The sequence below is a fragment of the Spiribacter pallidus genome (assembly GCF_040838495.1).
Lineage (GTDB): Bacteria > Pseudomonadota > Gammaproteobacteria > Nitrococcales > Nitrococcaceae > Spiribacter > Spiribacter pallidus.
Map to the genome: position 1 here is coordinate 206,298 of NZ_JBAKFM010000004.1, position 13,616 is coordinate 219,913.

The window sequence follows — 13,616 nt, forward strand, 5'->3', positions numbered from 1 at the left end:
GCATGCCAACGCCCATGGATCGTGATTTCGTCGGCTACGGCCGCCAACGCCCCCAGGCTGACTGGCCCGGCGGCGCCCGGGTGGCCGTGCAGTTTGTCCTCAACTACGAAGAGGGCGGCGAACGCTCGGTCCTCGAAGGCGACCCCCATGCCGAGACCTTTCTCTCCGAGATCATCAATGCGCCGGCCATCGAAGACCGGCACATGTCCATGGAATCCGTCTACGAGTACGGCAGCCGCGTGGGGGTGTGGCGGGTCCTGCGGGAGTTTGAACGCCGCCACCTGCCGCTGACGGTCTTTGCCGTGGCCCGGGCGCTGCAGCTCAACCCCGAGGCAGCGGCCGCGTTTGTCGATGCCGGCCACGAAATCGCCGGTCACGGCTATCGCTGGCTGGACTACCAGGCAATCGACGAGGCCACCGAGCGCGAGCACCTGCAAAAGGCCGTGGCGATCATTCACGATCTTACCGGCAACCCGCCCACGGGCTGGTACACCGGCCGGGATAATCCCCGCACCCGGCGTCTGGTGGTCGAGCATGGCGGATTTGAGTACGACGCCGATTATTACGGCGACGAGTTGCCTTTCTGGCAGCCGGTTGTCGATCGCGCCGGCGCCGAGCACCAGCAGCTCATCGTGCCGTACACCCTCGATAACAACGACATGCGCTTTGCCACGCCACAGGGCTTTAACAGCGGCGAGCAGTTCTACCAGTACCTGCGGGACGCCTTTGATGTGCTCTACGCCGAGGGGGCCGAGCAGCCGGGTATGATGTCCATCGGGCTGCACTGCCGTTTGATCGGCCGGCCGGGCCGGTTTCGGGCGCTGCAGCGTTTTCTCGATCATATCGAGGGCCACGACCGGGTCTGGGTCTGTCGCCGGGTGGACATCGCCCGGCACTGGCGTGAGCACCATCCGGCCCCGACGGCGCAAAGCGCATGAGCATCACCCTCGAGGCAGCGCCTTTGACCGCGGCGGGCTTCGCGCCTTTTGGCACCGTCATCCAGACCGATGGCGCCCGGCACTACCCGATTAACGCCGGCACCACCGAGCGCTACCACCGACTGGCGGTGGCCGAGGCGCTGGCCGCGGATGACAGCCCCGACTCAACCACCCCCGAGGTCATCATCAGCCTCTTCGAGGCCAGGCCCTATGCCTTGCCCGCCGCGCTGTGGATGCTCGAGCGCCACCCCCTGGGGAGTCAGGCATTCATGCCACTGGGCAACCACCCCTGGATCGTGGTGGTCGGCCCGGCGGGTGAGACACCGGCACCAGCGGCTCTACGCGCCTTTGTTGCCCGACCGGACCAGGGCGTCAACTACGCCACGGGCGTCTGGCATCATCCGTTGATCGCCCTCGAGGCGCCCTCGCAATTCCTGGTGGTCGACCGCGATGGCCCCGGCGAGAACTGCGATGAGGCGCCCCTTGCCGATGATATTCGCGTCACCTTGCCGGAGCATTCACGACCATGACTGAACCCCGATACCCCCGACCCATTGGTGAGGTCCCCGATCAAACCCGGCGTCTGGCCGACCGGGCGGTGTTCACCCATGCCTATGCGCTGATCCCCCGGGGGGTGATGCGCGACATCGTCACAAGCCAGCTCCCCCATTGGCGGGATAGCCGGGCCTGGATACTGGCGCGGCCGCTGAGCGGTTTTGCCGAGACGTTCAGCCAGCTGATGGTTGAAATCCAGCCGGGTGGCGGCAGCGACCGCCCCGAACCGGATCCGCAGGGCGAGGGGGCCTACTTTGTGATGCACGGCCAGGTGGCCATCGAATTGCCCGATCGCACCGAGCATCTCGAGCCTGGCGGCTTCGCCTGGATGGCCCCCGGCGAGCGCTACCGGATCAGCAACCCGGGGGAGACCCCCGCCTGTGTGCAGTGGATCCGCAAGGCCTACGAACCGGTGCCGGATATCGATGTGCCGGCGAGCTATGCACTGGATGCCCACCGGGTCGAGCCCGTTGCCATGGACAACGCCGACGGGCTATGGCGCACCACGCGACTGATCGACCCCGAGGACATGGGGCATGACATGCACATCAATATCGTCACCTTCGAGCCCGGCGGGCGCATCCCCTTTGCCGAGACCCATGTCATGGAGCATGGGCTCTACGTGCTCGAGGGCAGTGGCGTCTACTACCTCAATGGCGAGTGGGTCGAGGTCGAGGCCGGCGATTTCATGTGGCTGCGTGCATTCTGCCCACAGGCTTGCTATGCCAGTGGTCAGGGACCTTTCCGTTATCTGCTCTACAAGGATGTCAATCGCCACCCGGCCCTGCGTCTGTCTTGACCCGCCCGGGCGCATCGGTTTGAATAACGGCTTCCCGGCGGCCAGGTAGCTCAGTCGGTAGAGCAGACGACTGAAAATCGTCGTGTCGGGAGTTCGATTCTCTCCCTGGCCACCACCCACTCAACGCCACAGCAGTGGCGCCACAAAGCGTCCGCTCAACGCCCCAGCCATGAAAAACCCCGAGACAGAATCCTCAGCGGTCATCGGCTTCGGTGTGCGGGCGCATCTGGCAAGCGAACTCCACGCCGAGGGCGACATCGAGGTCTACGGAACCATCGAAGGCGACATTCGATGTCAGTCCCTGCTGGTTGGCAGCTCCGGGCATATCAGCGGATCGGTCATCGCCGATTCGGTCGAAATCAAAGGCCACTCCGCCAGCGAGATCACCGCCGGCCACATCCTTTTGCGGGACGGCAGCGAGGCGCGCGGCAACATCGGCTACACCACGATAACGGTCGATGCCGGCGCAACCCTGAACGCCACGCTGACCCGCATCGAGCCAACCGCGACGACGGCCGATGCGGCGATCGACGACCCGGGTGCGCAGGCGGCCACCGATGAATAATCTGCACGGCGATCAATGGCTTGAATCGCTGAAAAGCAAGCTGCCGGAGAAAGGCCGGGGCGAAATCATAATCATCGGCGATGGCGACAGCACACATGTTCCCATCGACCGTGGCGATATCGAGCGAATGATCCGGCGGCAAAAACGTCACGCCGCGATGCGCGGCTGGCTCTACAAAGGCGTCGCGGCCGTCGCATGCGCCGGCCTGGTGGCGTTTACTCTTGGCACGTTCGACAAATACATCCACCAGGTGGTCGAGTCGGCCAAGTACCAGGCACTCGCCGAAAAGCGACAGGCCGCCGTCGAGGCACTGGATCTATACAGCCAATTCACCGCTGACATCGTTGCCGAGCACGCGCAGTCGCTCGAGACACAAGTCGATGTGCTTGGCACCGACATGCAGACCGTCGAGGAGAGCATCGACTCGATCCTGGGGACCGGGGGCATGATCTCCGCGCGGTCGGCATCCGCGGATGTTCTCAACCAACATGTCCCGCAGACCTCGCTCGAGTCACTGCAGCGCATCCGCAGTATCGAGGAGTTCATGGCCAAGCTGCCGGCCCGCGTGCCAATGGCCGCCAGTCACATGACATCGGGCTTTGGCATGCGCGAGCACCCGGTAAGCGGCCATCTTCTGCCCCACCGGGGGATCGACCTGGTCTCGTGGGACGAACCGGCCATCCTCGCCGGCGGGCCCGGACGGGTGACTTTTGCCGAGGCGGATGGCTCGTCGGGCAAGATGGTGATCATCGACCACGGGGCCGGCGTCGAATCCTACTACCTGCACATGGCACGGATCGATGTCGAAGTTGGTGACACGGTGGCCGCCGGCGATGTGATCGGGCTAATGGGTGACACGGGCCAGACCGATGGCGGGCATCTGCACTACGAGATCCGGGTGGCGGGACGCCACCTGGACCCAGCCAAGGTCCTGGAGGTGATTGGCGATGTGGAATAAGGCCGCGTTTTGTCTGCGAGCCGCCACACCGGCCGGTCCCGAAGCCGATCGTAGCGACAACGATCCGGTCAGCAAATCAGACGGCACCCTGGGCCCCACCCTTGAGCCCGAACACCCCTCATCGGTCATCAGCGAAGGGGTCATCGCACGCGGGGATATCAGCTCCCCGGGCAGTGTTCATGTCAATGGGGCACTCACGGGCGATGTCGAAGCAGATGTCGTGCACGTGGGGCGCAACGGATCCCTTGAGGGGAATGTGCAGGCCAGGCAAGTCACCGTCGCCGGACAAGTGAATGGCGAGCTGCGATGCGAGCAGGCAAGCTTGCAATCGACCGCATTACTCACCGGAAGCATCGAGGCTTTCACGCTTCAAATCGAGGCGGGCGCCATTACCGAGGGCAGGATTCGGGTCGAAAACCGGGTGTAGCGGTGCAGGGACCGCGGTTTACCATCACCCTTCGCTGGCCATTGATCAAGCAGCCCTGACCGGCCTCATGCAATCAGCCCTCTCCTTGCTCGCGCTGTTTGGCGTTTTCTCTCCGGCCCTGATGCTGCCCGGGCCGGATTTTGTCGCCGTGGTGCGCAACACCATCGCTAAAGGTCAAGGCGCCGGCATCCTGACTGCACTGGGTGTCAGCCTGGGCATCAGCTTTTACGCGGGCCTGAGCGCTGTGGGCCTGTCCACCCTGCTGGCGCGCGTTGAGTGGTTCGAGTGGGTGGTGCGCGCCGGCGGTGCCGGTTTTCTGGGGTATCTGGGGGTGCGGTTGCTGACAACCCGGGGGCCCGCCCGGCATATCGAAAACGAGCCACCCCGCCGGCCCAGCGGCCCCGACAACCCGGTGCTGCTGGGTCTGATGGTCAATCTAACCAACCCCAAGGCCATCGTGTTCTTTGCCAGCGTCTTTGGTGCGGCCATCAAACCGGGCACCCACCCCTGGGTAATCGGCGGCATCGTCGCCGCGGTCGGCCTCGCCGGCCTGCTTTGGTTCTCTCTGGTGAGCATGCTCACCGCCTCGACCGGGCTGCTGGTCCGCCTCGAAGACCACCAGCACTGGATCGAACGACTCGCCGGACTTGCCTTTCTGGGCTTTGCCGGGCGCATCACCTACGAACTCATCATCGCTTCATAAAGGATTGGTTAATGACCACGAGTAATGCCGAGGCGATCGGTTCGTCCGATCATGCCCCAACGACCGACAACCGCTTCGGGGATCCCTGGGTGCTGGGGCTGAGCATGGGCTTTGTCCTGGCCTTTGTCGGGCTGTCCCTCTACGACGTTGAGCTGGTCTCGGCGCTGGTCGGGGCCGGGTTTAGCTGGACGGCACGATATCTGGGCTCTTACTTCCAGATCCTGCTGCTTTTGACCTTTTTTATCGCCCTTGGCTTGGCGGCCTCGCCGGCCGGCCGAGCACGCATGGGCAATCTGGCCCAGCCCGAGATGAGCACCTTTCGCTGGCTGGCGATCATCCTCTGCACACTGCTCGCGGGCGGCGGTGTCTTTTTCGCCGCCGGCGAGCCGGTCTACCACTTCATCGCGCAGACACCGCCGGCATTCGACGCCCAGGCCGGGACCGCCGAGGCCGTCCCTGGCGCCCTTGCCCAGTCATTCATGCACTGGGGCTTTCTGGCCTGGGCGGTGCTGGGTGGGCTGACCAGCCTGGTACTGGCCCACGCCCACTATGTCCGCGGCCAGGCGCTGCGGCCCCGGACACTGCTCTACCCGATCTTTGGCGAGGCCCTCATCAATGGCCGGCTCGGCAGCCTGATTGATGCGGTCTGCGTCATCGCCGTGGTGGCCGGCACGGTCGGGCCCATTGGCTTTCTGGCGACCCAGGTGGCCTATGGCGGCAGTGTGCTTTTTGGTCTGCCGGATGGCTTTGCCACGCAGCTTGTCGTGCTGGCGGTACTGGCGGGCATCTACGTGAGCTCAGCGGTCAGCGGCATCCACAAGGGCATCCAGCTGCTCAGCCGATTCAACGTCTATTTGGCCCTGGCCATTGGCCTTGTCATCATCAGCTTCGGCCCGACCGTGTATCTCATCGACGCCTACACCCAGGGCATGGGGGCCTATCTGGGCGAGTTCATGAGCATGGCCACCATGACCGCTCAGACCGCGCCGGATTGGTGGATGAAGTGGTGGACGGTGTTTTTCTTTGCCTGGTTCATCGGTTATGGGCCATTGATGGCATTGTTTGTGGCGCGCATCTCGCGAGGCCGTTCCATTCGCGAGATGATCATCGCGGTCTGCATCACCGCTCCGATTGCCACCACCATCTGGTTCACGCTGCTGGGCGGCTCGGGCATTTTCTATCAGATGAGCGGCGCCATCGATCTGGCCGAGCCACTCAGTAACTTCCGCTTTGACGTCGCCACGCTGACCGTGGCCCAGGCGCTGCCACTGGGCACCGTGATGGCGGTGGCCATTCTGCTGCTGACCACCATCTTCGTGGCCACCACCGGAGACTCGATGAGCTACAGCATCTCCATGGTCACCTCGGGCGATGACAAACCAAGCAGCGCACTGCGCGCCTTTTGGGGCTGCACGCTCGCGCTGATGGCGGCCATCCTGCTCTACATGGGGGCCGGGCAAATCTCGGCGCTGCAACAGTTCATCGTCGTGACCGCCATCCCGGTCTCGCTAGTGCTGCTGCCATCGCTATGGACCGGGCCCAAGGCGGCTTATGCCATGGCACGCGAGCAGGGGCTGGTCGGCTAGCGAGAGGGTGCGGACAGGGTAGACTGGGCGTGTGAAAAGCCAATCTTGGGAGTCCGCATGACCGCTACCCTGTCCACCCATGTACTCGACACCGCCCGGGGCGTACCGGCCGCCGGGCTTGCCATCCAGCTAAAGCGCTGCAGCCCCGATGCCGCGCTGATCGGCGATTTCGTCACCAATGCCGACGGCCGGGTGGACGGCGGTTTGCTGGCCGATGGCCAAGCGACGCCCGGGACGTATGAGCTCACCTTCCATGCCGGTGACTATCTGCGTGCATGCGGGGTCATACTCGCCGAGCCGCCCTTTCTAGATGTAATCCCCATCCGTTTCGGGCTGGGCGCGAGCGGTCACTACCACGTCCCATTGCTGCTCAGTCCCTACGGCTATTCCACCTACCGGGGCAGCTGAATGAGGCATTGACCGATCGGTCAAAAACTTTTGCATTCGCTTTTCATATCCGTATGCTGATTTTGACGTCGGTGGACGTGAGAAGCGGTGATGAAAGCAACAATGACCTGGCATCAGGCCCTGCAGGCCTGCAAGGACGCCGACCAACCCTTTGTGCTGGCCACGGTGCTGTCGGCTGCCGGGTCAACGCCCCGGGACACCGACGCCAAGATGGTGATCACCGCCACCGATCAATATGACACCGTCGGGGGTGGCCGGCTCGAGCACGAGATCATCACCCGGGCCCGACGACGGCTGGAAAGCGGCGAGCAGGGACCGGCCATCGAGAAATTCGCACTGGGCTCGCAACTGGGCCAGTGCTGCGGTGGCAGCGTGAGCATCCTGCTCGAGAGTTTTGGCGCAAGCCATTTCAACATCGCGCTATTTGGCGCTGGCCATGTCGCCACCGCACTGGCCACCATCCTCGGCCAACTGCCCTACCGGGTCGAGTGGGTGGATTCACGGGTGGATCTGTTCCCCGATTCGCTGCCCGACAATGTTCACCCGCGTCCCGCCAAAGACCCGGTCGGCTGGATCAGCCAGATCCGCAGCGGGGCCCATGTGCGGGTCATGACCCACGACCATGACCTGGACTTTCGGCTCATCCACGCGGCATTGCATCGCGCCGATCTTGGCAGCGTCGGTGTCATCGGCTCCGAGACCAAGGCCCGGCGGTTTCGGCGCCGGCTGGAGCAGACCGGGGTGGAGCCGGCCACGATCAACCAGCTGATCTGTCCCATCGGACTGGCGCAGGTCCCCGGCAAACGCCCCATGGAGGTTGCGGTTTCAATCGCTGGCGAGCTCATCGCATCGGCCAACGAGGACCAGGTCGACGCCGGCTGGCGGGGGCTGGACAAGCAGACACTCAAAGAGGGGCTGGGATGATCCGTTTTTTGCTCAACGACGAACTGCGTCATGAGGATGACCTCGACCCCAACCTGACCGTTTTGCGCTACCTCCGCGAGCAGCGCGGCAAGACCGGCACCAAAGAGGGCTGTGCCTCCGGTGACTGCGGCGCCTGCACGGTCGTGCTTGCCGAGCCCCATGCGGGACGGCTGCGCTACCGGGCGATCAACGCCTGCATCACCCCGGTGGCTGCCCTGCATGGCAAGCAGCTGATCAGCGTCGAAGACCTCAAACAGGGCGAGGCGCTGCACCCGGTGCAAAGGGCCATGGCCGATATGCATGGCTCGCAGTGTGGTTTTTGCACGCCCGGGTTCGTGATGTCGATGTTTGCGCTTAGCAAGAACACCGAGCAGTACCACCGCGAAGAGGCGCTCGAGGCCCTGGCCGGCAATCTGTGCCGCTGCACCGGTTACCGGCCCATCCTCGATGCGACCGCCGCGGCCATGCAGCAGATCAAGCACACCGATGGCCCGGTGGATGCGTTTGACCGGCAAGCGGACGAGACCCTCGAGCGGCTCCGGACAATCGCCGCCGATGATGGGTCGCTCAGCAAACGGGATCATCAAGGCTATCTGCCCACCACGCTCGACGAGGTCACCGACTGCCTGGCCGCCAACCCCACCGCGCGCCTGGTGGCCGGTGCCACCGATCTGGCGCTTGAGATCACCCAACAGCATCAAGCCCTGCCCACATTGATCCACCTCGACCGCGTCGAGGCGCTGCAGACCATCACCGAGGGGGATGGCTTTCTGGATATCGGCGCCGCGGCTCCGCTTACCGATTGCTATGACGCCCTGGCAACGGCTTTCCCGGATTTTGGCGAACTGCTGGGGCGCTTTGCGTCCACACAGATCCGCAACCGGGCGACGCTGGGCGGCAACATCGCCACGGCCTCGCCGATTGGCGATACACCGCCGCTGCTCATCGCCCTCGGGGCCACCGTGAGACTGCGATCGGCGAACGGTTACCGGGATCTGGCCCTGGAGGATTTCTTCCTCGACTACCGCAAGACCGACCTGCGGACGGGCGAGCTGATCGAGCGGGTATTCATCCCGCTTGAAAGCAAGCGCCGGCTGTTTGCCTACAAGGTATCGAAGCGCATCGAGGACGATATCTCGGCGGTCTGCGGGGCATTTGCCATCCGTCTTGGCGACGATGGCCGCCGGGTAGACGAGGCGCGAATCGCCTTTGGCGGCATGGCGGCCACACCGGCAAGGGCCAGGGCCTGCGAAACGGCCCTGCAGGGCGCACCGATTACCCAGGCCAGCCTCGAGACCGCCTGTGCGGCGCTCGATGGCGACTTCACCCCGATCAGTGATTTTCGGGCGAGCCGCGAATACCGCCAGCGCGTGGCCTGCAACCTGCTGCGCCGGGTTTTCATCCGGATTGCCGAACCCCGCCAGGCGGTGATGGTGAGCGATTATGAGTAACCACCCCGATCAGCAACCCAGCCAACAGGCCATGGAAGCGGCCTTTCGCGAGTCTCTGGTCACCGGCGCCAGCCGGGCGGTCAAGCACGAAAGCGGCGAGAAGCACGTCACCGGCGAGGCGCAGTACGTCGATGACCATCTGCAGTTTCCCAATCAGCTCCATATCCAGGCACGCCTCAGCGAACACGCCCATGCCCGGATCCTGCGCATCGATACCGCGCCCTGTCGGGCGATGCCCGGGGTCGCCGCCGTGATGACCGCTGCGGATGTCCCCGGCAAGCTCGACATCGGGCCGGTGTTCGAAGGCGACCCCCTGCTCGCCGACGACCGGGTGGAGTATGTGGGTCAGCCGGTACTGGCCGTCGCTGCCGACACCGCCGAGCAGGCCCGGGCCGCTGCCGATGCGGCCATCATCGAGTACGAACCCCTCGACCCGGTGCTGGATCTGGGCGAGGCGCTGGACAACGCCCATTACGTGCTCGAGCCGCATCAACAGCAACGCGGTGATGCCGACGCCGCGCTTGCCAGTGCCCCTTATCGCATCGACGGCGAACTTCGCATCGGCGGCCAGGAACATTTCTACCTCGAAGGCCAGGCCACCACCGTGGTCCCCACCGAGGACGGCGGCATGCTGGTGCACTCGTCCACCCAGAATCCCACCGAAATCCAGAAACTGGTCGGCGAGGTGCTTGGCGTGGACATGAACGCCGTCACCGTCGATACAAGGCGCATGGGCGGTGGATTCGGCGGCAAGGAAACCCAGGCGGCCGCACCCGCCTGTCTGGCCGCCCTGGCGGCGCGTCTGACCGGCCGGCCGGCCCGGATGCGCCTGTCACGGGCCGATGACGGCATGATGACCGGCAAGCGCCATCCATTTCTCGCTCGCTATGACATCGGCTTCGATGCCAAGGGCCGTTTTCACGGCGTGGCCATCGATCTGGCGGCCAACTGCGGCTACTCGCCCGATCTCTCCGGTGCGATTGTCGACCGGGCCATGTTCCATATCGACAACGCCTACTACCTGGGGGAGGCCCGCATCCGCGGTTATCGCTGCAAGACCAACACCGCCTCGAATACCGCGTTTCGGGGATTTGGGGGCCCCCAGGGAATGGTGGTAATCGAGGAGATCATCGATCGTATCGCCCGCCACCTCGATCTTGACCCGCTTGAGGTGCGGCGACGTAACTACTATGCCGGGCCCGATCGCAACGTGACCCATTACCACCAGGTGGTCGAAGAAGCGATCATCGCCGATATGACCGATGATCTTGCGGCGAGCGCGGATTATGCAGCCCGCCGCCGCGAGATTGCCGCTTTCAACGCCGGCAGCGAGATCCTCAAACGCGGCCTGGCGCTGACGCCGGTCAAGTTCGGTATCTCCTTTACCACCACGTTCCTCAACCAGGCCGGCGCGCTCATTCACGTCTACACCGACGGCAGCATCCATTTAAACCACGGCGGCACCGAGATGGGCCAGGGGCTCAACACCAAAGTCCAGCAGATTGTCGCCGAGGTTTTCCAAGTAGAAACCGACCGGATTCGCATCACCGCCACCAACACCGACAAGGTGCCCAACACCTCACCCACAGCGGCCTCCTCGGGGGCAGACCTCAATGGCATGGCCGCCCGCAACGCCGCCGAGACCATCCGCCAGCGCCTTGTGGAATTCGCCGCCGGGCATTTCCGGGTGACCCCGGAGGAGGTGGTCTTTCGCAACGGCCATGTGCGCATCCGCGACGAGCACATGACCTTCGAAGCATTGATCCGTCTGGCCTATCTGTCGCGGATCTCGTTATCGAGCACCGGCTACTACCGCACGCCCAAGATCTACTATGACCGGGACAAGGCGGCCGGTCGGCCGTTTCTCTACTATGCCCACGGCGTGGCCTGCTCGGAGGTCCTCGTCGACACCCTGACCGGCGAGTACCGCATCCTGCGCGCGGACATCCTCCACGATGTCGGCCAGTCACTGAACCCGGCCATCGACATTGGCCAGATCGAGGGCGGATTCGCCCAGGGCGTGGGGTGGCTCACCACCGAAGAACTGGTCTGGAACGCACAGGGACGACTGATGACCGCCGGGCCGGCGACCTACAAGGTGCCGGCGGTCTCGGACATGCCCGAGGCCTTCCATGTCCGTCTGGTGGAAAGCCGCAAGAACCCGGAGCAAACGGTATTTCGATCCAAGGCCGTCGGCGAGCCACCGCTGATGCTGGGCATCTCGGTCTGGGCGGCGATCAAGGACGCGGTGGCGAGCATCGGCGATTACCGGGTCCACCCGCGCATGGATGCGCCTGCCACACCCGAGCGGGTGTTGTGGGCCATTGAATCCGTTCGCCCGCCAGCCGATGGCGATGCGCGCACCACCTTCGAGCCGGGCGACTCCCGCGAGGTCGAGGACATGCCCGGATGAGCACGACGGCTTCATCGCGCCGGGCCTGGCGCAGCCAGCTCGCCTTTTGCACGGCCGATCCATTCCACGAGTCAACCGCAGAGGCCTTTCACTTCATCCGCGATGGCGTGGTGGTCTGCGAAAACGGGCGCTTCGCCGCGGTGGGCGAGGCCGAGCGGATTCTGCCGACCCTGGGCGACGACATCCCTATCGAGCATTATCCGGATCACATCATCATCCCGGGCATGGTGGATGCCCATGTGCACTATCCCCAGCACGGCATCATCGGCGCCTATTCCGGCGAGCTGCTCGAATGGCTCGAGCAAGTGGCTTTCCCCGCCGAGGCGGCTTTCGCTGATCGCGCCCATGCCGATTCGGTCGCCGAGGAGTTTCTCGAGGGCCTGCTGACCAACGGCACCACCACGGCTTTGGTTTTCGCCACCGTCCATGAGGCATCGGTCGAGGCATTCTTTACCGCCGCGGCCCGCCGTGGCCTGCGCATGATCTGCGGCAAAGTCTTGATGGATCGCAACGCACCGGCGGCATTACTCGATACCGCCGATAGCGGTGACCGGCAAAGCCGTGCGCTGATCGAGCGCTGGCACGGCCATGACCGGCTGGGTTATGCGGTCACGCCACGCTTTGCCCTGACCAGCTCGTCGGCACAACTCAGCAGCGCCGGCCGGCTGCTCGAAGCCTACCCGGATGTCCTGCTGCATACCCATCTTTGCGAAAACCCCCACGAGATCCAGGCGGTGAAAGGCGAGTTTCCCCATTGCGAGGATTATCTTGGGGTCTACGAGGCTCACGGATTGGTGGGCTCGCGGTCGGTTTTTGCGCATTCGATCCATCTCAGCGAACGCGAGCAGGCGTGTCTTGGTGAGCATGATGCCGCGGTCGCCTTCTGCCCGATGTCCAATTTTGCCCTAGGCAGCGGTCTTTTCGATCTGGATGCCGCCCGACAACACCGCCTGCGCGTGGCCCTGGGCTCGGATGTGGGCGCGGGCAACAGCCTCTCATTGCTGCGCTGCCTGGATGAGGCCTACAAGACCTGCAAGCTACGTGGCCAGCGGCTGGAACCCGCCCACGCACTTTATCTGGCCACCCTGGGAGGCGCCCGGGCACTGGGCCTGGAGCGCCAGATCGGCTCGCTGGAGGTGGGCAAGGAAGCCGATTTCGTTGTGCTTGACCCGCTTGCGACCCCCGATCAGCGCTCGCGCAATGTCCCACCCCGGGATGCCAGTGAGCGGCTTTTCACCATCTTCTCCCTCGGCGACGACCGCTGTGTCGCTCAAACCATCGCCGCGGGTCGTGTCGCCCATCGTCGGACAGCAGAGGCCATCCCCTCATGACCACGTTTCGTGCCCTCAACGTCACCGCGCTCGATCGTGATGCGTTTATCGAGACCTTCGGCGGCATCTATGAGCATGCCCCCTGGATCGCGGCTCGGGCGTATGACATGGGGGTGGACGAGAGCCTCAATGAAGTCGAGACGCTCCGCGAGAGGATGGCCCGAATCCTTGATGAGGCCGATCACGAAGCGCAACTGAGCGTCATCCGGGCCCACCCGGATCTGGCCGGGAAGGCCGCGGTGGCCGGCGAGCTGACCGACTCGAGCCGTCGTGAACAGGCCGGCGCCGGCATTGACCAATGTTCGCCCGAAGAATTTGCCGAATTCGAGCGCCTGAACAATGCTTATAAAAAGCGATTCGGTTTTCCGTTTATTATCGCTGTCGCGGGACTGGATCGGTATGCCATTCTCGAAGCGTTCAGAACGCGAATCGAACACGATCGCGAGACCGAGCGACGCACAGCACTGGTGCAGGCGCACCGCATCGCGGCAAATCGGCTGGTGCAGATGACATAAAAAAGCCCCTTTTCACGGTATGCGCTGTGGCACCGAAATTGCT

At 64.2% G+C, this 13,616-nt stretch carries 14 protein-coding genes and 1 tRNA gene; all 15 read left to right on the top strand.

All coding sequences use genetic code 11. From position 1 onward, the window contains the following. Nucleotides 1–2 precede the first annotated feature (2 nt). A complete protein-coding gene (gene puuE / locus V6X73_RS09000; protein ID WP_367959596.1) occupies nucleotides 3–938 on the top strand; it encodes an allantoinase PuuE in 936 nt (311 codons plus the stop codon). Further along, on the top strand, nucleotides 935–1,468 hold the full coding sequence (locus V6X73_RS09005) for an ureidoglycolate lyase (RefSeq protein WP_367959597.1): 534 nt from the start codon (nucleotides 935–937) through the stop codon (nucleotides 1,466–1,468). The genes puuE and V6X73_RS09005 overlap by 4 nt, the downstream gene beginning before the upstream one ends. Further along, nucleotides 1,465–2,292: a bifunctional allantoicase/(S)-ureidoglycine aminohydrolase gene (locus V6X73_RS09010; protein WP_367959598.1), complete on the top strand. Its 828-nt coding sequence runs from the start codon at nucleotides 1,465–1,467 to the stop codon at nucleotides 2,290–2,292. The genes V6X73_RS09005 and V6X73_RS09010 overlap by 4 nt, the downstream gene beginning before the upstream one ends. Nucleotides 2,293–2,331: 39 nt before the next feature. Continuing rightward, nucleotides 2,332–2,407, top strand: a tRNA-Phe gene (locus tag V6X73_RS09015). A gap of 54 nt (nucleotides 2,408–2,461) precedes the next feature. Next, nucleotides 2,462–2,857 carry a bactofilin family protein gene (locus V6X73_RS09020; protein WP_367959600.1) on the top strand — a complete coding sequence of 132 codons (396 nt, stop codon included), beginning with the start codon at nucleotides 2,462–2,464 and terminating at the stop codon, nucleotides 2,855–2,857. After that, nucleotides 2,850–3,815: a M23 family metallopeptidase gene (locus V6X73_RS09025; RefSeq protein ID WP_367959601.1), complete on the top strand. Its 966-nt coding sequence runs from the start codon at nucleotides 2,850–2,852 to the stop codon at nucleotides 3,813–3,815. The genes V6X73_RS09020 and V6X73_RS09025 overlap by 8 nt, the downstream gene beginning before the upstream one ends. Beyond that, nucleotides 3,805–4,242, top strand: coding sequence for a bactofilin family protein (locus tag V6X73_RS09030; protein WP_367959602.1), 438 nt, complete (start codon nucleotides 3,805–3,807; stop codon nucleotides 4,240–4,242). The genes V6X73_RS09025 and V6X73_RS09030 overlap by 11 nt, the downstream gene beginning before the upstream one ends. A 67-nt stretch (nucleotides 4,243–4,309) precedes the next feature. Next, entirely contained in the window at nucleotides 4,310–4,945 is a 636-nt protein-coding gene (locus V6X73_RS09035) for a LysE family translocator (RefSeq protein WP_367959603.1), read from the top strand. An 11-nt stretch (nucleotides 4,946–4,956) separates the two neighbouring features. Next, nucleotides 4,957–6,531 carry a BCCT family transporter gene (locus tag V6X73_RS09040; protein ID WP_367959604.1) on the top strand — a complete coding sequence of 525 codons (1,575 nt, stop codon included), beginning with the start codon at nucleotides 4,957–4,959 and terminating at the stop codon, nucleotides 6,529–6,531. Between the two features lie 57 nt (nucleotides 6,532–6,588). Further along, entirely contained in the window at nucleotides 6,589–6,939 is a 351-nt protein-coding gene (gene uraH / locus V6X73_RS09045) for a hydroxyisourate hydrolase (protein ID WP_367959605.1), read from the top strand. 90 nt (nucleotides 6,940–7,029) lie between these two features. After that, complete coding sequence (gene xdhC, locus V6X73_RS09050; protein WP_367959606.1) at nucleotides 7,030–7,863, top strand: xanthine dehydrogenase accessory protein XdhC; 834 nt, start codon at nucleotides 7,030–7,032, stop codon at nucleotides 7,861–7,863. Next, nucleotides 7,860–9,314 (top strand): xanthine dehydrogenase small subunit, encoded by a 1,455-nt coding sequence (gene xdhA, locus V6X73_RS09055; RefSeq protein ID WP_367959608.1) that lies wholly within the window; start codon nucleotides 7,860–7,862, stop codon nucleotides 9,312–9,314. The genes xdhC and xdhA overlap by 4 nt, the downstream gene beginning before the upstream one ends. Next, complete coding sequence (xdhB, locus tag V6X73_RS09060; protein WP_367959609.1) at nucleotides 9,307–11,727, top strand: xanthine dehydrogenase molybdopterin binding subunit; 2,421 nt, start codon at nucleotides 9,307–9,309, stop codon at nucleotides 11,725–11,727. The genes xdhA and xdhB overlap by 8 nt, the downstream gene beginning before the upstream one ends. Continuing rightward, nucleotides 11,724–13,058, top strand: a complete 1,335-nt coding sequence (gene guaD / locus V6X73_RS09065) for a guanine deaminase (RefSeq protein ID WP_367959610.1) — start codon at nucleotides 11,724–11,726, stop codon at nucleotides 13,056–13,058. Before xdhB ends, guaD begins: the two co-directional genes overlap by 4 nt. After that, nucleotides 13,055–13,573, top strand: a complete 519-nt coding sequence (gene uraD / locus V6X73_RS09070) for a 2-oxo-4-hydroxy-4-carboxy-5-ureidoimidazoline decarboxylase (RefSeq protein WP_367959611.1) — start codon at nucleotides 13,055–13,057, stop codon at nucleotides 13,571–13,573. Before guaD ends, uraD begins: the two co-directional genes overlap by 4 nt. The last annotated feature ends 43 nt before the right edge of the window (nucleotides 13,574–13,616 follow it).